The 21,119-nt window shown below is 47.7% G+C and carries 17 protein-coding genes and 1 tRNA gene; 7 read left to right on the top strand and 11 right to left on the bottom strand.

Annotated elements, in window-relative coordinates; translation table 11 throughout:
- Nucleotides 1–149 precede the first annotated feature (149 nt).
- The 4 genes from Q0668_RS18880 to Q0668_RS18865 all read right to left on the bottom strand — a co-directional run bounded on the left by Q0668_RS18880 (nt 150) and on the right by Q0668_RS18865 (nt 5,653).
- Entirely contained in the window at nt 150–1,940 is a 1,791-nt protein-coding gene (locus Q0668_RS18880) for a hypothetical protein (protein ID WP_298867477.1), read from the bottom strand.
- A gap of 177 nt (nt 1,941–2,117) precedes the next feature.
- Entirely contained in the window at nt 2,118–2,642 is a 525-nt protein-coding gene (locus Q0668_RS18875; RefSeq protein WP_298867475.1) for a DUF1572 family protein, read from the bottom strand.
- 37 nt (nt 2,643–2,679) lie between these two features.
- A complete protein-coding gene (locus Q0668_RS18870) occupies nt 2,680–3,843 on the bottom strand; it encodes an ROK family transcriptional regulator (protein ID WP_298867473.1) in 1,164 nt (387 codons plus the stop codon).
- Between the two features lie 901 nt (nt 3,844–4,744).
- Entirely contained in the window at nt 4,745–5,653 is a 909-nt protein-coding gene (locus Q0668_RS18865) for a mechanosensitive ion channel domain-containing protein (protein WP_298867471.1), read from the bottom strand.
- Between the two features lie 277 nt (nt 5,654–5,930).
- On the opposite strand from Q0668_RS18865, the gene Q0668_RS18860 reads away from it, so the two are divergent.
- From Q0668_RS18860 to Q0668_RS18850, 3 genes are all read left to right on the top strand, one after another.
- Nucleotides 5,931–6,884: a peptidylprolyl isomerase gene (locus tag Q0668_RS18860; protein ID WP_298867469.1), complete on the top strand. Its 954-nt coding sequence runs from the start codon at nt 5,931–5,933 to the stop codon at nt 6,882–6,884.
- Nucleotides 6,885–6,939: 55 nt separating this feature from the next.
- Entirely contained in the window at nt 6,940–7,875 is a 936-nt protein-coding gene (locus Q0668_RS18855) for a succinylglutamate desuccinylase/aspartoacylase family protein (RefSeq protein ID WP_298867467.1), read from the top strand.
- 70 nt (nt 7,876–7,945) lie between these two features.
- On the top strand, nt 7,946–8,761 hold the full coding sequence (locus tag Q0668_RS18850) for an SDR family oxidoreductase (protein ID WP_298867465.1): 816 nt from the start codon (nt 7,946–7,948) through the stop codon (nt 8,759–8,761).
- Between the two features lie 15 nt (nt 8,762–8,776).
- On the opposite strand, the gene Q0668_RS18845 is transcribed toward Q0668_RS18850, so the two are convergent.
- Both Q0668_RS18845 and murQ read right to left on the bottom strand, forming a co-directional pair.
- Nucleotides 8,777–9,733, bottom strand: a complete 957-nt coding sequence (locus Q0668_RS18845) for a BadF/BadG/BcrA/BcrD ATPase family protein (RefSeq protein ID WP_298867463.1) — start codon at nt 9,731–9,733, stop codon at nt 8,777–8,779.
- 51 nt (nt 9,734–9,784) lie between these two features.
- Entirely contained in the window at nt 9,785–10,696 is a 912-nt protein-coding gene (gene murQ, locus Q0668_RS18840) for an N-acetylmuramic acid 6-phosphate etherase (protein ID WP_298867506.1), read from the bottom strand.
- Nucleotides 10,697–10,873: 177 nt separating this feature from the next.
- Between murQ and Q0668_RS18835 the strand changes: the two genes are divergently transcribed.
- Entirely contained in the window at nt 10,874–12,364 is a 1,491-nt protein-coding gene (locus tag Q0668_RS18835; RefSeq protein ID WP_298867461.1) for a sodium:solute symporter, read from the top strand.
- A gap of 5 nt (nt 12,365–12,369) precedes the next feature.
- Here Q0668_RS18835 and Q0668_RS18830 read toward each other — a convergent pair whose 3' ends face one another.
- Together Q0668_RS18830 and Q0668_RS18825 are read right to left on the bottom strand one after the other, a co-directional pair.
- Complete coding sequence (locus tag Q0668_RS18830) at nt 12,370–13,332, bottom strand: hypothetical protein (protein WP_298867459.1); 963 nt, start codon at nt 13,330–13,332, stop codon at nt 12,370–12,372.
- A 156-nt stretch (nt 13,333–13,488) separates the two neighbouring features.
- Nucleotides 13,489–16,686: a YCF48-related protein gene (locus tag Q0668_RS18825; RefSeq protein ID WP_298867457.1), complete on the bottom strand. Its 3,198-nt coding sequence runs from the start codon at nt 16,684–16,686 to the stop codon at nt 13,489–13,491.
- 298 nt (nt 16,687–16,984) lie between these two features.
- On the opposite strand from Q0668_RS18825, the gene Q0668_RS18820 reads away from it, so the two are divergent.
- A tRNA-Leu gene (locus Q0668_RS18820) sits at nt 16,985–17,067 on the top strand.
- A 64-nt stretch (nt 17,068–17,131) separates the two neighbouring features.
- Here Q0668_RS18820 and Q0668_RS18815 read toward each other — a convergent pair.
- Entirely contained in the window at nt 17,132–18,013 is an 882-nt protein-coding gene (locus Q0668_RS18815) for a tetratricopeptide repeat protein (RefSeq protein ID WP_298867455.1), read from the bottom strand.
- 1,105 nt (nt 18,014–19,118) lie between these two features.
- Here Q0668_RS18815 and Q0668_RS18810 point away from each other — a divergent pair.
- Nucleotides 19,119–19,850 carry a hypothetical protein gene (locus Q0668_RS18810; protein WP_298867453.1) on the top strand — a complete coding sequence of 244 codons (732 nt, stop codon included), beginning with the start codon at nt 19,119–19,121 and terminating at the stop codon, nt 19,848–19,850.
- Nucleotides 19,851–20,242: 392 nt separating this feature from the next.
- Here the strand turns inward: Q0668_RS18810 and Q0668_RS18805 are convergent, their stop codons facing one another.
- Nucleotides 20,243–20,419 (bottom strand): hypothetical protein, encoded by a 177-nt coding sequence (locus Q0668_RS18805; RefSeq protein ID WP_298867451.1) that lies wholly within the window; start codon nt 20,417–20,419, stop codon nt 20,243–20,245.
- Here Q0668_RS18805 and Q0668_RS25965 point away from each other — a divergent pair.
- Nucleotides 20,376–20,822, top strand: coding sequence for a DUF1559 domain-containing protein (locus Q0668_RS25965; protein ID WP_366918959.1), 447 nt, complete (start codon nt 20,376–20,378; stop codon nt 20,820–20,822). The two genes, Q0668_RS18805 and Q0668_RS25965, sit on opposite strands and share 44 nt — an antisense overlap.
- On the opposite strand, the gene Q0668_RS18800 is transcribed toward Q0668_RS25965, so the two are convergent.
- Entirely contained in the window at nt 20,805–21,077 is a 273-nt protein-coding gene (locus Q0668_RS18800; RefSeq protein ID WP_298867449.1) for a hypothetical protein, read from the bottom strand. The genes Q0668_RS25965 and Q0668_RS18800 overlap by 18 nt on opposite strands.
- Nucleotides 21,078–21,119: the final 42 nt, after the last annotated feature.

The following is a 21,119-nucleotide window of genomic DNA, read 5'->3' as shown; positions in this document are numbered from 1 at the left end:
GAAATGCCTGCAAGCGGAAGCAGCAGACAGATTGACTGAAACGGACTTCTCCTAATGTCCTCTGAGTCTTACCGATTTGCAAGAGAAAGCGCTCCCGGGAAACCTAAATTCGATCGATTGGGGAACGAACGGATACTCGTAGAGCGATTTTATTTGCGGAGCCGCATCCCAGGAGGTTCCGCCAATGGACTCGGATCGGCAACGGGGAGCTGCAAGCGTTCTGCCATCTGAACATCAAGAAACACAGCAGCTGCCTGATCCGCAAAAACCAGCCGCCATCCCGGATTCGTAATCATTCCTCGGATTTCGTTACGGGAAGAACGACTATCCAGAATGATGATCGGGCGCTGCCCCTCTTCATCCTGGAGCAAATACGCCCAATCCCCCTTTCCATAAACCATCTGCTGTTTGATTTGTTCGTAAAGCTGAAATGTCTCTTTGGTATTTACTTCCAGTCGACCATCAAAAAAGACTTTTCGATCCGGGCCATTATGAAATATGTAAACAGCCGATTGGCCCATATTGGAAACAAAAGCGCGACTTGGCATGCCCGGCTGGCCTGCGAATTTTGAAGCAGCATGTGCATACCACGCTTCTTGCTCGCCTAAACCCAGAACTTTCCCTTCACCTCCCCAACGATTCCAATGCCCTGAAAATAAACTGGCCATCAGAAATACAAACACACATGCGGAAAACCCGCTCCCGAGAATTGTGATGTCAGGCAGGCCATTTGTCTGAGTGATATTTTCTCGCCTTGAGCCTGGTGCAGATATCACTTTCGGTGGAACAGCCAAACGGATCCAGTCAGAAATATTGCCACAGAGAATGATGCCTGAAATTAGAGAGAATATTCCGGTATTCCGCGAGGCCTTCCATGCCAGATGTGTAAATGCAATAAACAACAGAATGCGAAAGGGATTCACTTTCTTTTTTAACAACAGCGGTACAAAACTCATGAGAGTTAATCCGGCAAGTAGAACCTGTGAGCACAGATACAAATTTTGCAAACCAGACTGTTTAATGAAATCAACAGGAGGCTGAAATTCTCCCACCCGAACCGAATAAAATGCCTGATCGACGGAAAACTTTTCATACAAAGTCAACGGAAATAAAACCCCCTGCTCCAGATAAGGATTCAGGAAACAGGCTAATAATGTAAGCAAGCCGACTCGGACATATGTAAATCTGGAAATTGCCGTTGATGGTTTTTCCAAACCAAATCGTCCTTGCGCTCCCACACGAATCAAATGATCGGCGACAAACAGAACGCTGACCACTAACCCCAGTACAAACAGGGCATGGCTATTCACCCAGAGTAATGTAATCAGTGGTATCAGCCAGATCATTCTGGGAAAAGCGGGGACACAACTGATAACAAACATCCAGAAGGATAAATAAAATAACGACAACATTTCCGGACGGACTACGGAACGACCGGAAATACAAATGACGGGCAAAATCCAAAGCAGGGCTTTACACCAGGGGGGAACAGATCGCCCCGCAGCATACCAGGCAAAGCCGATGGTAAGAGATAAACAGAACGCCTTAGTCAGAATCAGTAAATCGACGCCTCCCCAACGGTACAGCCAGGTGACCAAAATCTGAAAACCCCAATGCAGATCAATCCAAGGTCGATCAAAATCGACAAACGTAAACCAGTCGAAATAGGGAACCGTACCACGTTCCAGAATCAACTGTCCTGTTCTCAGATGCCACCAGATATCCATATTTCGCATGGGAAAGCAGGCGACTAGAAACGACCAGATCAGCAACAGCGAAAAAAAAACGAGTTCCATTCCTGAAAAGCGTTTTTGCGGGAAAATTGAAATCAGCGCCGCAGGCGTCGCTGAATTGCCAGCCGATTGCTTGACATTCGGCTTTGGTTGCGCCGCAGTCTTTTTTGCTTTCTGTTTTTCAGACCGCTTTGCTTTGCGGGACATAATATCAACGCCTTTTGTCTCACTTCATCAATGAACAGACTCACTCCAGTAAGGATTGTAGCGTTTTATATACAGTCAAAAAACAAACAGGAAGTCTTCTTGTCAAATCTTCGCAATTCCTTGCCTTCAATTGCGGCAGTTCCTCTGACAGATAATAACGAATTTTTCTCACTGAGGTTATATGGGAACACCCTCTTGGTCGGAATCGGGCGACCAGTCGAATTGATACTGATCCCCTTTTTGCAGGCGGGTAAGATAAATAATCTGATGAGTATGCCCGACAAAGTGCGGCACTGTATGGGAAATGGCACCCAAAACAGAAACAGAAAAACCCTGAATCTCTCGCTTCTCCAATAAAGCAGGCGCAGAGAGGGACTGCATGGTCAGACAGGCCTGTTCGATAGTGCGATGCATCAGCGATTGTAAATCGTCCCGCGAAACTTTGACATCCGCACGGAATTCCTGTGACCGTTGACGCTCATCGACTGACCCGGTAATTCCGCAGACTGCCCATTGCTTCAGGTTGCCACACAGATGCAGAATCAGATTCCCAATGCTATTGAGTTCTGGCCTGGGACGCCACCAGATTTGATCGGTATCAAGCTGATTCAGACAGTGGTTGATTTTTCCAGCTGATTGCTGAAGTAAATGAACCGACTCTTGAATGAATTCACGAGAAATGTCCTCTGCAGAAGGTGACATCGTTCTGCTTTCTTATCTGAATCAACCCGTATTCAGGTTAACTCAGGCGTGGTCCCAAACCATTCGCCAGATGATTAATAATACCGGCGACGGCTCCCAGATATTTATTCCCTTTGGAACGCTCGATCTCACAAGAGCTGGCGGAAGGTTTCAATGCCCGGCTTTTGGCCATTTGCGTCATCTTGTCAAACATATCATCGCGAAGATCAAACAACTTCGATGTGATAAAAATGTTCGAGGGATTAAAGATATTAATCGCCGCTGCCACACCGATTGCCAGAAATTCGATTGTTCGATCCAGCTCCGGAGTCACATCAATTTCGCCCTGCTTGACCAGTTCTTGAATCGCATCAAAATCCAAATCTTTACCCAGGCGTTGAGAAACATTCTGGGTGAATGCCAAATCAGTCGCGACGGTCTCCAGGCATCCCTGATTTCCACAACCGCAAACACGCCCGTCCTCGGGTTCGACTGTAATGTGTGCAATCTCGCCAGCCAAACCATGCTGGCCATCCAGCAACTGTCCCCCGGTGAAGACACCCATTCCAAATCCGGAAACGACATCCAGATTGATGAAATCATCCATCGCCTGTCCTGCACCATATGTCTTTTCAGAGAGACACAATGCGGTTGATTTCTGGACAAGTATACATTCCAGACTGGTTTGATTGGCAATATCGACAGCCGGAGCCTGACCATCAACAATATGCAGGTTCGACGCCAAAAAGATCCGACCATCATTACTGTTAACCAGGCCTGGAACTGTAATTCCGACTCCCAGAGCAGGTATTTTCTGCTGCTCAACCAGATTCTGAATTTTACCGGAGATCGTTTCAATTAAGTCTGCATAGGTTTTCGGAGTTTTAAATCGATCCAGCTTGTCTTGATGTATATGACCATCCAATCCGGAAGCAACGACTGAGCAGTAATCCCACTCCAGAACGACGCCAATGACCTGGGCACTAAAACGCGGGAGCTGAAGTAGTTTTCCCGGACGTCCTACTGAAAATTCTGCGGTTTCCCGTTCTTCCAGCAAGCCAGCATCCAGTAACGCGCTCACCGCTTTAGAAACAGTGGGAGCACTGATTCCAGAACAGCGCATCACATCAGCACGTGTTAAAGTTCCCTGGCCCTGGATGACTTCCAAAACCTTACGAACGTTCATTTTTCGTAATAAACTCGGTCGATGTGGGGATTGCATAGTCGCTCTAGTACTGTGAAAGAAATGGAATTAGTAAAGAAATGAAGCTATCAACAGATTCCCAAATGAATCATCAACTCAATTAATGGACATCACAAAAGCGAAGTGAATCTCCATCCGAGCTGTCACTGGTACTTCATATAATACGAATTCCTGATGTAATTACAAATGCCCTGAGAATTCGAAGTATTCATTTTTACACATTTAGTAAAATTCCTGCCGAGTCTCATATATAAAACTCGAATGGAATATAACTTATGAAACTCCAAAAAAAAAGACCCGGTTGACCAAATAGAAGACAACTCGGGCCTGCTTGAGTTATCAACCACCTTCAATGATCAACCGGGTATTAGGAGAACGGACGATACCGTTAAGGGACATTCTGCTTTTTGAGTCAACTTTAGTATAGATATTATCGCATGAATATCATTTCGTACATTAAGTCGAGATTAATTATATCCTATTAAAAAAGTCTGCATGGAGGTATATCACTGGAACTAACTTCTGAAACCGACTCAACCATGTTGATTACGGTCCTTCTACGACTCAATCGCTTCGTAGAACTAATTATCAAACGGAAAAACACACTCAATACAACTGACTCTTTTGAAGTAATTGTCATAATTTAAAGAAACTTAACATACAAAATCACTCAGGACAGTGGATTGAATCTGAATTATTGAACTGAACTACAAAAACAATAGTGAATGGAGCAGCATAGACATGCCACTTTGTCGGTTTTACAAAACGTCAGAGATTACTTTCTAGCAGAGTACAAAAATAGAAAACTGGTCCGTTTCTGACGAGTTTGCTGAGAAACCAAGCCTGACTCATCACAAAAAAAGCTTCGAAACCCAGGTTTCGAAGCTTTGAACTAATTTTATTTGCATGAGAGTCGGGGTTAGAGCTTTCCTGCCGATGCTTCATTGTAAAGGTGAAGGTCACGTGTCGGATACGGGATGTTGAAACCTCGCTCGTCGAAGCCCAGCTTGATCTTCTCAATCAGATCCCATCGGGTTGCCCAGTAGTCTGCATTTTTAACCCAGGGACGCACCACAAAATTTACACTGCTGTCCCCTAATTCACTCACTGCAACGACTGGTTCCGGATCAGACAAAACTCGCTCATCGCTACGAATAGCTTGTTCCAAAAATGATTTCACCTCTTTCAGGTCATCGTCATATCCACAACCAAATACCAGATCAATGCGCCGTGTCTCTTTATGAGAATAGTTTTTGATGGTTCCCCCGGTAATCTGAGCATTAGGTACAATGATCGAAATATTATCAGCAGTCCGCATATGTGTGGAAAATATTTGAATCTCTTCCACAACTCCGGAAGTGCCGCCTGCTTCGACAAAATCACCTACTTTGAAAGGTTTAAACAGGATCAACATCACGCCGGATGCAAAACTGCCCAGTGTTCCCTGCAAGGCCATCCCCACTGCAAAGCCCGCAGCAGCCAGAATTGCAGCCAGAGAAGTTGTGTTAATGCCCAATTCAGACAGCGACGCCAGAATGACCACAACCATCAAGATCGCATAAATAATATTCGCCAGAAATCGCGTTAAGGTTTCGTCTACTTTAGCCTGCCGCATTAACCGCGTACAAAAACGGCTCAAAAGATTCGCAACCCATTTACCCACGAAAAAGATGACCAGCGCTACAACAATATGGAGCGCCAGAGCGGTCCCCTCTTCTGTCAGGAATTCATTGATCGTTGTCCAAAGCTCGCTTGCCTGCTTAATGGGATCTGACTCGATGGAATCTGCAGGAGTGCTTTCCTGCTGCGCAAATAATGTTGACCACATAAATTGGTCCCTTCTTAGAATGAGAAAATGAGAAACTCGAAATGGTGAAATGACTCATTCAATCGTCATTGAGGATGAATCGATCTCGGATGGGCATGATTCTAGGACATTTCCTGCTTTAGACCAACTTTGAAATTCATTATTTTCCAGGACTCATTCAGACTGACATCATGAGAGGGAAATGCCATAATGGTGACACGAAACAATCCAGACGACTGAAACTCGATTCGTTTTCTGAGTCTTCATATTCAATCTCCGTTTGCAGGAAGCAATCACAATGCTCACTCCGCTCCCCATCATACTGAAAGTCTGCATTATTTCGCTCTGCTACGCATTCCCCACCTGCACTTCGCTGTGGGCAGCGGATCAGGTAAAACAGGCAAATGATACTCAGAAAGTACTGGTTACCGTTAACGGCCAGGCCATTACGCAAGCCGATCTGGATTTCGCGTATCTTTCACTTGGCATCGCCGATCGTCAACGACCTGCCCGACAGCAAATACTGGAAAGTCTGGTGAATCAACGGTTGATCCAGGCTTTTCTGACTCAACAAAAAATTACAGTACCACCAGAACAACTTGACGAGAGTGTATTACGAATCCAAAAACTGATCCGCAAAAAAGGGGATCAACCTGAACAGGTTCTTACCAAAATGGGATTCACACCCGAAAAACTGAGCACTGCGATTGCGCTCCCGCTGTCGTGGAATATTTACGCCAAACGTGAAATCACAGCAGCCAAAATTCAGGACTACTTCAATCAACATCAGGAAGAGCTGGATGGCACGCGCGTGGAAGCCAGCCATATCCTGTTAAAGTTGCCCGAAAATTCAAATCCGGAAACAGCACAACAAGCCAGACAAAAACTGGTAGACCTCCGCAAAAAGATCCTCGCGAAAAAAATCTCGTTCAAAGAAGCAGCCGCCCAACATTCTGAAGCCCCCAGTAAGAATGATGGTGGAACGCTGGTCACATCCGCCTATCGCGGCAAAATGCCGCTTGCTTTAACAGAACAGGTTTTTCCCTTGAAAGTCGGCGAAATCAGCGCGCCCTTTCAGACTCCATTCGGCGTTCACATTGTAACACTCAACAAGAAACATCCGGGTCAATTCAGTCTGGAAGATGTACGCGGAGAGATTTATCGGATTCTGTCTCGCACACTCTGGGATTCCACCATTCAAAGTCTACGCAGCAAAGCAAAAATCGAATGGAAAATTGACAACGAAAAATAGAACACTCCTCAATCTCTTATTGACTCCCACTACAACGCTTGAGAAAACAGGTCGCATGTCCCACACAAAACTGTTTGAGTCGCTTACCATCGAAGGTGTCCAACCCGGACAGCATTTTCTGATCCTGGGAGGCGTGCATGGTGATGAATATGAACCCATGGCCGCGGTGCGGCAACTAAGATCACGAATCGTACCGGAAAAACTCACCGGCAGAGTAACACTGGTTCCCGTTTTGAATCAACCGGCTTACGAGCGCATGAATCGATGTGGACCAGATGACCTTGATCTGGCCAGAACGTTTCCCGGATCACCCGAGGGTTCCATCAGCCAGCAAATCGCAAATGAAGCGACACTGTTAATTCAATCTGCAGACTACCTGATTGATTTGCATACAGGTGGCTTGATTTCAAACTTAGCCCCCTTCTCCGGTTACACACTGCATCCTGATCCCACCATCCTGGAAACGCAACGACGCATGGCCCGCGCTTTCAACTTACCCGTTTCATGGGGCACATCGGCACATCTGAATGGTCGCACATTGTCTGCTGCTCGAGACCATGGCGTGCCTGCCATCTATGCTGAATGGGGAGGCGGCAGCGGCTGTAATTTAGAAGCCGTCGAAGGTTATACAATGGGTTGCCTGTCCGTTTTGTCAGAACTGGGAATACTCGATATCCCGGCTGAACAAAAACCAATCCTGTATCATATTGAAGATGATCGTAAAGAAAGCGGCCATCTGCAACTTCAAAATCACGCTCCCGTAGCAGGTTTCTTTGAACCTGCAGTGCAACTGATGGATCAAGTGCAAGTCGGCGACCAGCTGGGCTCAATCTGCTCGATCACCGGTGACGATGTCACCGCCGTGATTGCCAGTCAGACAGGAATCATTCTAGGAATCAGAACATTGCCTTATGTTGAAAAAGACGAATGGCTGGCTGTAATTCTGGAAACCGAAAACGAGACCACTTTCCAGAAAAGCGACTCGGTTTAAAATCGTGTATGACCGTTAAAGAATTACTCTACGCGGCAATTAAAAACCTCTGGCTACAAAAGGATCAGACATGAATGAGCGACCGGTTGCTATCATCACAGGCGCAGCAGGAGGCATAGGAGGTGAGGCGGCAGTCTGCTTTGCCGAACGGGGTTACGATTGTGTACTGCTGGCACTGCCTGCAGATGATTTAGAACCGGTCACCAGCCGCATCGAAAAAGTCGGCGCTCAATTTCTACCCTGTCTCGGCGACCTATCGGATCTTGAGTATGCACAATCTGCCGTTGAATTATGTATGTCAACCTGGGGACGCATTGATGTGCTCGTGAATAATGCCGCCTGGCGCGAAATTACGACGATGAGAAAGATCGAGCTTTCAAGTTGGGAAACCACTTTGCGGGTCTGTCTGACCGCGCCGGCCTTCCTGTCACGCTGGTGTGCAGAACATATGGAACCCAGAAGCCGGGGAGTCATTATTAATGTTTCCAGTATTCAATCTCAAATGGCAGCCGGTATCAGTCCCGCTTATGTCGCAGCCAAAGGTGCTCTCGATTCATTGACTTACGAACTGGCAACTCTGTATGGTCCTTCTGGGATTCGTGCACTCAGCGTAAACCCCGGCGCCATCGATACCGCGATGGGAAAAGACATTGCCGCCGATCAACAATCAACGGCCGATCAAATCCGTCAGGTCTCAGAAGACATGATCCCCTTAAGACGTTGGGCACAACCACGCGAAATCGCGCAAACGATTGTCATGCTGGCCAGCGACGATGCCAGCTATCTCACGGGAACCTCCATCACCGTGGATGGCGGCTGGAAACAACAATGCTCCCCCTATTCTGTCAAACATCTACAAATTCCTGATGAATTCCCGGCAGAATAATTTCAGTTCTGCATCTCAGACACCGTCATTCAGCAATCCCACAGCAATCCGAACGGCGCCCAGGCTGGCATCATCCACACACTCGATTGTAGATGGTTCGATCTGCAGTTGTGATAAATGCTCACACAGAGACAGTCGAAAATCTTGCTGATGAATCAAGATGCCACCTGTCAAAGCCAACGCATAACCAGCGCCTGAAAATTCAAGACGGTTCACCACGGCTTTTACTAAGTCCGAGAGTTCTTCGACAGAATGCTGAAGAATCTTCAGCGCTACTTGATCTCCCTTTTCAGCTGCAGCAAAGACTAATTTTGATAACTCAGCGATCTCTCTGCGATTGTTTTCAGATCGATACACAAAGCCAATCAACTCATCGGAATGTTCCAGCCCCAGCGATTGTAGAACCGCGGGCCGTAAGCTGGTTTCCGAACAGCGTCCGTCTGCCGATTTCAAAATGGCCTTGATGGCTGCGATCGCAATCTGGTATCCACCCCCTTCATCGCCCAGGAGATAACCCCAACCTCCCGCGCGGGCCTCTGCACCCGTCTTATTTTTTCCGAACGCCAGCGAGCCCGTTCCCGCGATCAACGCCAAACCAAAACCTTCCGGTGTACCAGCTGCCAATACGGTTTCGGCATCGGTGACAACCTGAATTCGATCAGCAACATTATTTTCCTGTGCCCAGTTCAGCCAGGCTTGTCGCTCCTCATCCCGCCCGGCGCCCGACATACCCATGCTTATCGCGGCGACTATTTGAAACGGTATTTCAGCAGCTTCGAATGCCCGCTGTATCGCCAGTTGTACCTGTTCGGCTGCCGCTGCAAGACCAGTCGCGTTCAGGTTCGAAGCACCCGAAATCCCCCACCCCGCAATTTGAATCTCATTGCCGGAAGAGACCCTCGCCAGCGAAGCCCGTGTCTTGGAGCCACCTCCATCAATACCCAGTACCAGTTGTTCCGATTGTAGAGACATGCTTCTGTACCTTTCCACTGAGACCGCTGACACGTTGATTCAGCACAGAACTCAAACCCCATCCTCGGCATCTTCCAGTACCTGTCGCAAATGCCCGTTCTTCTCTTTAAGAAGTTCCCATGCCGTTTCAGGAGAAACCCCTCGTATGGCATGCACGATTGCCGTTTTCAATTCGCCATTACATTCTTCAAGAATTGTCTCCGCTTCCTCATTGGGAAGATTTGTAAATCCCATCAGAATTCGAAGGGAGCGATTCACAAGTTTGTTATTCGTCGCGCGCAAATCGACCATTAAATTTCCATACGTTTTTCCAATGCGCACCATGGCACCCGTCGTTAGCATGTTCAATACCATTTTTGTCGCGGTTCCCGCCTTTAATCGAGTCGAACCAGTGACGACTTCCGGCCCCACGACTGGGCAGATCGTCAGATTCGCCACTTCGGCAAGTTGATTCTCCTGGTTGCAGGTGACTGCAATCGCCTGGGCGCCCCGTTCCTGGGCGTATTTTAAACCGGCGATCACATAAGGCGTGCGACCACTGGTCGCGATACCCACCAGCACATCTTTTTGACTTAAACCCAGCTCTTTCAAATCTGCAATGGCGAATTCAGAACGGTCTTCCGCGCCTTCAATCGCATTTGTTAATGCCTGTTTACCGCCGGCTATCAAGCCGACCACCTGTTCGGGAAGACTGTTAAAAGTAGGCGGACACTCGCTGGCATCCAATACACCGAGCCGACCGGAAGTCCCCGCACCCATGTAAACCAGACGACCTCCGTTTTGAAACGCGTCTGCAATCAAATCAATGGCTGAGGCGATCGTAAGAGCTTCCTTTTTCACGGCCTCAGCAATCTTTGCATCTTCCTCATTCATTAATTGCACGATTTCCAGACTGCTCATGGAATCGATCCGGTCCGATGCCGGGTTGCGCTGTTCCGTTGTTAAATGATCTAACATGTTGATTAGCCTGTCAAAATTTTAATCTGCCAGCTACTATAATAACCGGTATTTGGATTCCCGAAAGGATCTAAGCTACTAATCTATCTGTGAACTTTTAAATGCAGCATAGATTGCCCTGTCTTATGTTTCGTGATTGCAACGAAGTCGTCCACACAATGAAATGAAACAGGTGATGGAACTGTGAATATTGCCATTGGAACTACCGATCTCTTCATTTTGGGCCTGTATCTGATCGGCGTCGTCCTGTTCGGATCCTGGGTAGGAGGCAGGCAAAAAAACCTGTCAGACTATTTGCTCGGCGGAAAAACACTTCCCTGGTGGGCTATTCTTGGCTCAATTGTCGCCACCGAAACCAGTACGGTCACATTTCTCAGTGTGCCGGGAATCGCATATGAACCAGGCGGAAATCTTCAGTTCCTGCAACTTGCGATCGGCTTTATTGTAGGCCGGTTTCTAGTCATTGCTTTTTTACTCCCGCTTTATTATCGCGGAGAAATCTATTCCGCCTATGAAATCTTGAAAGACCGATTCGGTGGAACAACCGAACAGGTCAGTTCGCTCGCTTTTATCCTGATGCGTACACTGGCCGATGGTTTGCGACTCTATTTAACTGCGCTCGTTCTGGAAAAGGTGGTCGGCATCCCTTTATCCACATGCATCATTTTGATTGGTGTCGGCACCATTGTTTATACCTGCATGGGTGGAATGAAATCGGTTGTCTGGAATGACTGCCTCCAATTTGTAATCTATATCGCGGGTGCGATTTTCGCTTTCGCTGTCATCATTGACAAGCTGCCCAACGGCTGGACCGATTTTCAACAATTCGCGGAAACGCATCACAAAATGAGTATGTTCGATTTCAGTTGGGACCTTTCCAACAAGTACTCTTTCTGGGCCGGGCTAGTGGGGGGGCTGTTTCTTTCGATGGCCACACATGGTGCAGATCAGTTGATGATTCAACGATATCTGGGCGCACGCAGCCAGCGCGACGCTGCCAAAGCCTTGGGCATCAGCGGATTTGTTGTATTTGCGCAATTTGCATTGTTCCTCTTACTGGGAATTGCACTCGCCGCATTTTATACCAGCTTTCCACCAGAAACCGCGTTCGCAAAATCGGATGAAGTTTTCGCGACGTTCATCATCGATAATCTCCCGGTCGGCATTAAAGGGATCACACTGGCGGCTGTCTTCGCGGCTGCCATGTCGACGCTCTCCAGTTCTCTCAGTTCCACAACCAGCGCACTCGTGAATGACTTCTATCTGCCACTGACTGCCACGAAAAAACAACCCGCAGAACTCGTCAAAACCAGCCGCTATTTTACCGCCCTGTTTGGAATCGCGCAAATCAGTGTGGGCATTGCTGCCAACAAACTGATCTCTGATAGCCTGATTTCCGCGAGCGTGGTAGGCAATGTCTTTACAATTGCCGCTATTTCGACCGGATTAATCCTGGGCATTTTCTTTCTAGCGGCGTTTAGTAAGCGAGCATCACAGGTTCCTGCCTTGCTAGGCTTCTTAATCGGTTTAGCGACTGTTCTCTATGTGTTTTTCGAGATGCAAGATCAAGTAGCCTGGCCCTGGTATTCATTAATCGGTGCAACGACGGTCTTTCTCGTTGGTATTTTTGGCTCCATTTTTCTGCCAGACAAAAAACAAAATGGCGGAGAATAAGCGGATTATCGACCGCGCCAGAGAATTTGATCGGATATTTCCAATCGCTCCTGCGCTACTGCGATTTCGTCTTTAAAGCGCCGGGCATCAACCGGATACCCTTTCGTCGGCTTGAGATCCGGGACGTGTTGCGACCAGAATTGATTGAACCGTTCCATCATCACTTCGCGCGTATACTTACAAACCATCGAAGAGACGGCGACCGGAAAATGTGACTCTGCTTTTGTCTGAAAGCGAACTTCGGTATTTCCCACTTTGTAAATACTTTTCGCCGTCGATTCTTCAACCCGAAAAATCATCTCGCCATCGAGAATTTCATCCAGATATTCGTCGTATCGATTGCGACCGCCGTGCTTGTCACCAATAATCAACGTCGGCTCTATGGATGTTCTGTCCCAGACACGCGTCAGCAATTGCATGCACAATCGCGTAAGCATCACCCCTTTGGTCCCGTACTCCGCACATAAGTTGTTAAAGCGTTCGGGCAGTACAATCTCAGAACAAAATGCGAGCAACTCTATTCCCGCTGCATCGAGGGCCTGTTTTAAATCACGTTGTGAGGCTTGCACAGTTTCACTCTCGACAGCGGTGGGAATCGTAAATTCGTCTTTGCAATTCCAGGGTTGTTTGTGAATCGCATCGAGATGCTCTGGTGAAGCGATTAATAATTGCCACAAACTCTCCAGCGATTCCAGCTTCGGTTCTCCATGGAACAGTTGTAGAAAAGGCAACGTTGATTTTTCCAGTGGCGCCAGTCCTGCTGACGAGGAGTGCACTTCCTTGGAATCGGCAACGTGTAACAATCCAGAGCTTTTGGACGGTTTTTTTTGTGAAACGACTGACTGCAACGCTTGCCAGAAATCAAATTCGCGAGGATCGCCGGGCACTTTCCATAAACTGGCCGTGATAACAAGCGGGCCCAGATTCGGGCCATAACCCGCTTCGTCCATGCCAATCAATAAACCCATAAACAGTCCACATCATTTTCGAGAGATCTTTTCAAGACCAGATAGATTGAACGCCCTTGAGACGCAACGCGATCATGATAAGAGAATCAATCATCGAGTGAAATGACCGCGACTGGCGAAAAAGAGAATGCCATTGATTTCCGAACGTACAACAGCTCACTCAAACCGCATGAGACCAAACGTCTCGGGCCGCGGTTCAGAGGACATGGGATGACTCCAGCTTTGAAGGCCGATGGCAGGTATAATGCGGACGACTGAAAACCCCCAGGTTTTGCGTTTCAATTGCGAGGAGGGAACCAGTTCGTTCAATGGAATGGCAATTTCCATGCGCCAATACTGTTTGTCTTTTTCACGGGCCACATACCAGCGTGGATTCCAGCTTTGATCGATCCAGCAACGGTCACTGGTCCAGCCACGATGATCCACTTCCATTTGATAATAGGTGGTGTAATCACGGTCGATGTCAAACGCAAACGAAAGCCGATCATGTAATTTCAAGTCGGCATCATACGTGCGTCCTACATCAGATGCGTCTGGATAATTCAAACCCGCTTTTACAGGAATACTGGCTGCGATATACAGATTTTCCTTATCGTATGACAATAATACAAAAGGTCGGCTCAAGTTTTCGCGTCCCGTTTCAGTCTGTTTCTCCTCAAGTGTTAATGGTTTTTCTGAAAGCCGAAGCTCATCTGCATCCTGCCAGCATTCATCGGACAGTAATCCATCCAAAACGGGTCGTGATTTGGTAAAACGACACAGATAAACCGGTCGAGGCGGACTACTGGAAGGATGTAATAACCAGTTTTCAGCTTTGGAAATATTTTTCCAGGATGCATTCGAGGCGGGACCATTCAAAGCACGAAAGATCTCATCCGATTTCCCGTGTGACCCGATCATACGATACAAAGACGCCAATGGAATTTGAACTTCCGGAGATTTCAAAAACGCGGGCGCATATTTCTCGAACCAGTTGACAGCGGCCAGCGCCTGCTTCTTCCAGTTCTCGGCAGTTTGCGTGCGCCAGTTATCACGGGCACCCGTATTGATTTGTCCTACCTGTTTCACGGTATTCAATAAGGGAGACGGAAGCTGCTGCGTAAACTGAAATGCGTTTTGTACCCTGCTCTTCGCCTGTGTGGGTTTAGTGGTCGAACGCGAACTTTCTACGGGCGATTGACGGCTTCTCTGCCAGGCAACTTCTTCACTGGACCAAAGCTGAAACAGCCATAACATGGCCTGCACGGCCTCTGGTTCATTCGGAAATTCTTCCACCAGTTCCTGATTCGTCGCTTCCGCTTTCACTAAATCCTGATTGGCAATGTATTGCTGTGCCAGCTGTTCCAGTTGCAATGCGGCCTGCCGACGGGAAAGGCCTTTTGTGATCGTCTTCAGATGAGACATCAACTGTGCCGAAAATTGTGGATCGCCGATCAGCTTTTTGGCAAACGCCTTGATGTTCCGCTGACGTTCGGCCAATTTGCGATTGCGTGCTTCGTCGGCAGCATTAATGGGAAACAGATCCCGCCGTGCATCGGAGCCGGGGGCGATTCCGATCCCCGCAAAGAGCGTCCCCCCTTTGATGGTCGGCTGCTGATCTGAGCCTTCGACATGATTGACGTCAATCAAACGGTAGACGCTACGCGTTTCCTCAGAGGCAAGCGTTTTTCCCAGAATCAGTTTTCCGGAAGACGCGACGGTTGAAGCCGTCATGCCGAGTCGCGTGAGATATTCATCGGCCTCAACCGAAACCTGTCCAGAGCTTCCCCGAGGTAATCGTAAATAGACTTTTTTGACTTTCCACGGTTCAAGACCCGCCTGTTCACGGTGATCAATGTAGCGTGTTGAATCGGAGGCATAACGCACGGCCTGCAACATGGCATCTTTCACCAGCGTCGAAGCGGCGTCTTTTCCTGTAGGCTGATCGATAATGAGCACCTCAGGCCGCCAGGTGCGCAGTTGTGCGACAAAGCGACTCAATGTCACCGAAGCCAGCCGACCTTCCGTATGTCGATTCCATTCTTCAATCAAACGATCGGCATTCTGTTCCAATTCGGGAATCTGAACGGGAAACCGCCAATCCAAAGTTCCCGCCGAACCACCCACGCTGGTCACCGATTCGTTCAATCGCAAATCCAGATCCTGATGCGGTTGGCCGTCCGGCCCCAGATCTCGGCGGACAGGTAATACGACGAGACTGCGGTAACCCTGATCGCCCGCATATTTGCTTAACATGTCAAACGAGATTTGCGCGGGTTGGGCATGCACACACATTAGCGCTACGCGACGGGAATTTGCGTGATTCGAACGCCACGTCTGACCTCCATCGGTCGTAGATAAAATCGTTCCCAGTGCCCCGACAGCGCACCCGTTTTGATCATCGACAAAATGGATTGCCGACAGCGGCGCCGTTTGACTGGTCCATTGCTGGCGCCACGTTCTCCCCCGGTCTTTAGAATGCCAGATGACGGAACCCGGATCGCCGGCAACCCAGACTTGATCTCCACGAACTTCGACGGCCTGAAAATCAAAAAAGTCTTTGATCGAATCGGGCAGCGCGGTTTGTGGCATCTCCCAGACGATGCCATTGTTTTCGGTTTTTCTTAACAGGGCGCCATCGCCGACCATCCAACCTGTGGAATTCATCGGCAGCTTGACATCCCGAATACCACGCAATCCCTGAGGCGGAAAGCGGGGAGGCAAAACAGCACCGCCGCCCACCAGAGTCAACCGTCCCTGAGTGCCTGCCACGATACCGGTATTCACATCAAAGAAGGCAGCGCTCCGATATCCTGCCGATTCGTAACCAATGACATCCTGCCAACTCTTACCGCCATCGGTGGTTTTAAAAACGCCCGTAGCATGTTGAACGGAAGCGTCGCCGACGACCACGCCTTCATTCACACCAAAAAATCGAACGTAGTGCAAGCGCGGCAAACGTTTCTGAACCAGTTCTTCCCAAGTCTTCCCCCCGTTCTTTGTGAACAGCAGCACTCCCTGATTCAAATGGCCATAGGCGGCTGTACCGCCGCCCGCGATCCAACCAATCTGATTCGTCAGAAAACAGATATGCCTTAAAGGACTTTGTACGGGGCTAGCAACGTATTGCCAGCTACGTCCGCCATCTTCGGTTTTGCGAATGACTCCCCGATCGCCGACCGCCCAGCCGATTTTTGATCCCAGAAACTGTACATCATTCAAATTCGCATCATTCAGAAGTGGCGAACCTGCAGTCATAGGTAACGTGTCTGCAAACAGAGAAGACGAAACAAGCAGGAAACTGGCCACAAACAGTTGCCCTCTGAAAGTAGAGCGTCTCTGTGTTTTGTGGATTCCTCGGAGATCAAACGACATCGGACATCCTTGTACGAATAAAGCAGCGCGAAACAGGCGCCCCCCTGCTCAGTCTCAGACTGAGATTCACCGGGGGCATCGATCGACGGTGATCGGTAGTTTACAAAAAATGACGATTTTACGGGAGGGGAAGTTTAAACGCATAACAGGTGCATTTCCCAAAATCCCAGTATTTTAACCCTGAGATTGCCATCCAATTCCCTTGATGGCCTACCCCGGATTGTTATACTGGGAAATCCTCGGCATTGAGTAAGTTTCCACTCATCTGTATAGGTTGATGTAACTGACTCAAAAACCAGCCCAAGTGGCGGAATGGCAGACGCGCTAGCTTGAGGGGCTAGTGGGGGCAACCCCGTGGAGGTTCGAATCCTCTCTTGGGCACTTTCATCTTTAAAAGACTCAGGGCTTTTCGCTCTGAGTCTTTTTTCGTTGGTAGTATTACTGTCTAGGGAAGTTTTCCTAATTTTTTCAAAAGTTGCTTTGCTAGCACATGTCCCTGCTTTGCAGCTTTACGAAACCACTCCACCGCCTGCTTTTGATCCTGCCCAACACCTTTTCCCAAAGCATACATGACCCCTAACTTGGCTTGTGCATTGGCATCCCCTTGCTCAGCACCTTTGCGATACCATTCCACTGCCTGCTTTTGATCCTGCTTAACACCTTTTCCATCTTCATACATGACCCCTAGCCTGAGTTGTGAATCGGCATCTCCCTGCTTAGCACCTTTGCGATACCATTCCACTGCCTGCTTTTGATCCTGCTTAACACCTTTTCCATCTTCATACATGACCCCTAGCTTGAGTTGTGAATCGGCATTTCCATGTTCAGCAGCTTTGCGTAACCACTTCTCCGCCTGAGTATAATCTTGCTTGTCAAAGAAAAATGATCCTAACAATAATTGTCCTGTAGCATCTCCTTGCTCAGCAGCTTTGCGAAACCACGCCACCGCCTGAGTTTCATCTTGCTTGACACCAGTTCCTATTAAGTACATGCCTCCTAATATGACCTGTGATTTGGCATGGTTTTGGTTTGCAGCTTTGCGAAACCACTCCGCCGCCTGCTTTCGATCTCGCTTGACACCATCTCCTTTAACGTACATGTTTCCTAACTTGTATTGTGCTTCAGCATCTCCTTGCTCAGCGGCTTTGCGTGGATCGGCACCTTCAGCGTTCTGGTATCCGCTAAGCAGGATTAAGCAAAAAAGTACAAACGAGAATCCCCCAGCAGCCGTACTATTCATCTCTCGCCGCTTGCCTTGAGGCACTCTTATTGACCGAGCACAAGCATCGAATTCACTTTGAGTATTCTTGATTATTAGTTGTTTCATAACTTATTTCTCTCATCCAAAATTATCGAAGAAAAACCATGAGATTTTATTATGCGGCCAGAAGAGGCAGATGTCAATTAGTCCAGAAGGAAGCGACTAAACAGCGATCCAGGCCAATTAGAAATTCACGGGGATATAATTTAGATGTGGGCTAGTGGGGAAAAGAGCTGTGTGAGTGTGGCGATTGGCTTGAACTGAGGATCGTGTTGCGGAATGACCATCAAACCTTGGCAGTTTAACAGGAATCGAAAAAGTCCTAAAAATGGTTTTCTGAAAGCAAGAGACCTCTGCGCTGGAATCTCCCACACAACAACTGAAAAAACTGAACTTGACAGCGTCCCGCTCTTCGAGAATATGCGTTGTTCCGCGTCGCGCGCGAGATGCGTTTTATGTGCACTGCTTTTGGAGAACACTGAAGATCTCACTACTATAAAAGTTCCTATGTTTTGAAAATCTTCACCTGAAAAAACATCACCCACTCCCAATGTCTCGTAACTTATCGACGCGTATTGGCACGCATTCGGCAGATTTTGTGCACTGTTTGCCACGCTTCGAACGCAGTTTGGCTTGACATCCCCGCGCCTTTCAACAAAATCATTTCCAGTCAAAGCAACCAACACAACACCAGCGCCCGACAACAAGTATCTGAACGGCACGGCGCCAGCCGCCGTGAGATTACAACAAACAAAAACACAATACATCAAACTCATAAAAGACCGACCAAAATCAAAAGTAGGGATAGACCCATGTGTCTACCCGCCAGCGTAATAAAACAACCAAACCACGAATAGAAATTTTATCCGATGTAACCGAGACGTCAGACATGAATATCAACCACTAATGACCAGAACAAAGCATAAGAAAATAATAGATAAAGGCATCAATTTCCTTTATATGGAAACGACAACACCACCCCTTCGGCGAACCAGAGTGGACAGCACCAGAGGGACAAGAAAATGGAGAAAAATCGCCGCGCAATTGACATGGGGGGGCGCGATATTAAGATGGAGAGTGATTTCGGCGTGGAGCGGTTCCAGGCTCAACTCACTTCAACCCAAATGGGAAATGTCGGGTTGAATCATTTTCCAATTATGGAGACCCTGCCATGCTTCGAAAAATCTCATTCGCCTGTGCGATCAATCTCGCCGTATTATTCTCATCGGCGTCGGCCCATTATCTTTGGATCAATGTCGATACAAAATCTGGCGATCTGGGAACAACCAACTTATATTTCGAAGGGGGCCCCGGGCCCGGCGATGGTAAATATTTAGATCCCTTCATCGAACGAGGTACCACCTGGGTTCGCGCAGTTGAAAACAATAAACCTGTGCCGTTAAAAATGTCGGTCGTCAAAAAACCTGGCAAGCGTTGGTTAGCAAACAAGCTGCAGGTTTCTGCTCCGCGAAGCATCGACAGTTTCTGCAAATGGGGCGTTTACCGTTATGGAAAAACCGACGTACTGTTGCACTATTACGCCAAGCACATTGAAGCAGATTCGTTAAAAGACAAAAACGCACTGGCGCGGGCCAGGCAATTGGAATTGGATATCGTACCGACGTTTTCGGATGACGGCGTAGAAATTCAAGTTCTCTGGAAAGGCAAACCGGCTGCCGGGCGTCCGTTCAAATTACAAGGCGCCGGCGGGTTGAAAAAGAATCTCACCACCGACGACGAAGGCCGCGTGCGGTTCAAGCCGTTAGCCAGTGGTTTTCATTCGATGAGAACCAGCGTCGATGAACCAGAGCACAGCGGTACTTTTGAAGGAAAAGACCACGACATCGCACGGCATCATAGTTCATTGACAGTGAACTTAACCGTCGCGAAGAAAAGCAATTAACGCCTTGAGGAGTAAAAGGTGTCAGCGAGATAATGGTGACAGTAACCTGATAATTGACCAACAGTAAGATACAAGGGCAGATCAATGTGTCTGCCCGCCAGCGTAAATCTTCATAAAACTTCGAACTGCATAAACAGCACACGCAAAATAAGAAGGCGGAGGGTAAGCCCGAATGCAATTCGGGCCGAGCGCAGCGAGCAGGAATCTGACAGTGAAGTCGAACTATTGAAACCAATAAGATTCAGAACACAGGAAAAGCAAAGACGTCAACAATACTTTTCGTGTATTTCGTGATGTTCGTGGTAGAAATTCGTTTGAAAATATGTCAGTGCAATCGATCCACAAACAGAGACACTATCCGATGTAACCGAGACGTCAGACATGAAACTTTATCACTGGTCATAAAGTTCAAGACGCTTGCTGACCCTTTCCTGTTCCATAAATAAAACATAACGATAGCGATTCCGTGGGAAGTGATGGTATTCTAGTACCTGATAAACTGCCTTAAGCAAAGAAAGGTGTGTCATGAGATCGTATGCTTCTTTCTTGATTTCTATCATTGTCATCATCTCTTCTTTCATCCTGTTTATCATTTATCAGGATGCTCAGAGGAATAAGGCAATGAAAAAATATGTCGCAAAAATAAACACCAAATTATATATCAAGAATATCGCGCTCGCAGTCAAGTACTATAACGAGACATCCCCCGCTGGATTGATGTCTCAAGAGACCAGTACAAATCATGACACAGTAAACTGGAGAGTACGGCTACTTCCATTTCTTGGTGAGCACATACGTTATCAGAGAATATTATCTGATCATCAATCAAAAAATGGAACCAGAATTGAAGATTGGTACAGATCAACGCCAGATGTCTATCTTGCACCTGAGGGAAAACTCACTGGAGAGATCGACTATTTATCTGGTATGACATCGATCTTTGTGATTAGATTATCAAAGAGAGAGAGTTAATAGAGGCTTACCAGAAATACTATCCTGATTTCGATTATGTGTATAAAACTTATAAGGACCTGGATGAGAAAGCGCTTGCTGAAGAATCGCTTTTTGTGGTAGAGGTGCCTGGGCTTGTAGAAGACTGGATGCAACCGCAAACAAACATTGATGATCCAGATTTTCATCACCGTATTCTAAGTATGAAAAAGACATACCTGGCTGATCAAGACGGAAATGTCTGGTCAAAGTAATTGACTTAACTGTAATAGTCAAGACTTAATCTGACATTCCTGTTACCTTAGTGGTTGATTCCGA

It is taken from the genome of uncultured Gimesia sp. (genome assembly GCF_937910335.1).
Classification (GTDB): Bacteria; Planctomycetota; Planctomycetia; order Planctomycetales; family Planctomycetaceae; genus Gimesia.
The sequence above is the reverse complement of the archived record's forward strand: the minus strand, read 5'-3'. Positions and strand labels throughout refer to the sequence as shown.

Excerpts from the sequence above, each read along its gene's own strand:
- Q0668_RS18880 (WP_298867477.1), bottom strand. The coding sequence starts at position 1,940 with ATGTCCCGCAAAGCAAAGCGGTCTGAAAAACAGAAAGCAAAAAAGACT.
- Q0668_RS18875 (WP_298867475.1), bottom strand. The coding sequence starts at position 2,642 with ATGTCACCTTCTGCAGAGGACATTTCTCGTGAATTCATTCAAGAGTCG.
- Q0668_RS18870 (WP_298867473.1), bottom strand. The coding sequence starts at position 3,843 with ATGCAATCCCCACATCGACCGAGTTTATTACGAAAAATGAACGTTCGT.
- Q0668_RS18865 (WP_298867471.1), bottom strand. The coding sequence starts at position 5,653 with ATGTGGTCAACATTATTTGCGCAGCAGGAAAGCACTCCTGCAGATTCC.
- Q0668_RS18860 (WP_298867469.1), top strand. The coding sequence starts at position 5,931 with ATGCTCACTCCGCTCCCCATCATACTGAAAGTCTGCATTATTTCGCTC.
- Q0668_RS18855 (WP_298867467.1), top strand. The coding sequence starts at position 6,940 with ATGTCCCACACAAAACTGTTTGAGTCGCTTACCATCGAAGGTGTCCAA.
- Q0668_RS18850 (WP_298867465.1), top strand. The coding sequence starts at position 7,946 with ATGAATGAGCGACCGGTTGCTATCATCACAGGCGCAGCAGGAGGCATA.
- Q0668_RS18845 (WP_298867463.1), bottom strand. The coding sequence starts at position 9,733 with ATGTCTCTACAATCGGAACAACTGGTACTGGGTATTGATGGAGGTGGC.
- Q0668_RS18830 (WP_298867459.1), bottom strand. The coding sequence starts at position 13,332 with ATGGGTTTATTGATTGGCATGGACGAAGCGGGTTATGGCCCGAATCTG.
- Q0668_RS18825 (WP_298867457.1), bottom strand. The coding sequence starts at position 16,686 with ATGTCGTTTGATCTCCGAGGAATCCACAAAACACAGAGACGCTCTACT.
- Q0668_RS18815 (WP_298867455.1), bottom strand. The coding sequence starts at position 18,013 with ATGAAACAACTAATAATCAAGAATACTCAAAGTGAATTCGATGCTTGT.
- Q0668_RS18810 (WP_298867453.1), top strand. The coding sequence starts at position 19,119 with ATGCTTCGAAAAATCTCATTCGCCTGTGCGATCAATCTCGCCGTATTA.
- Q0668_RS25965 (WP_366918959.1), top strand. The coding sequence starts at position 20,376 with ATGAGATCGTATGCTTCTTTCTTGATTTCTATCATTGTCATCATCTCT.
- Q0668_RS18805 (WP_298867451.1), bottom strand. The coding sequence starts at position 20,419 with ATGATGACAATGATAGAAATCAAGAAAGAAGCATACGATCTCATGACA.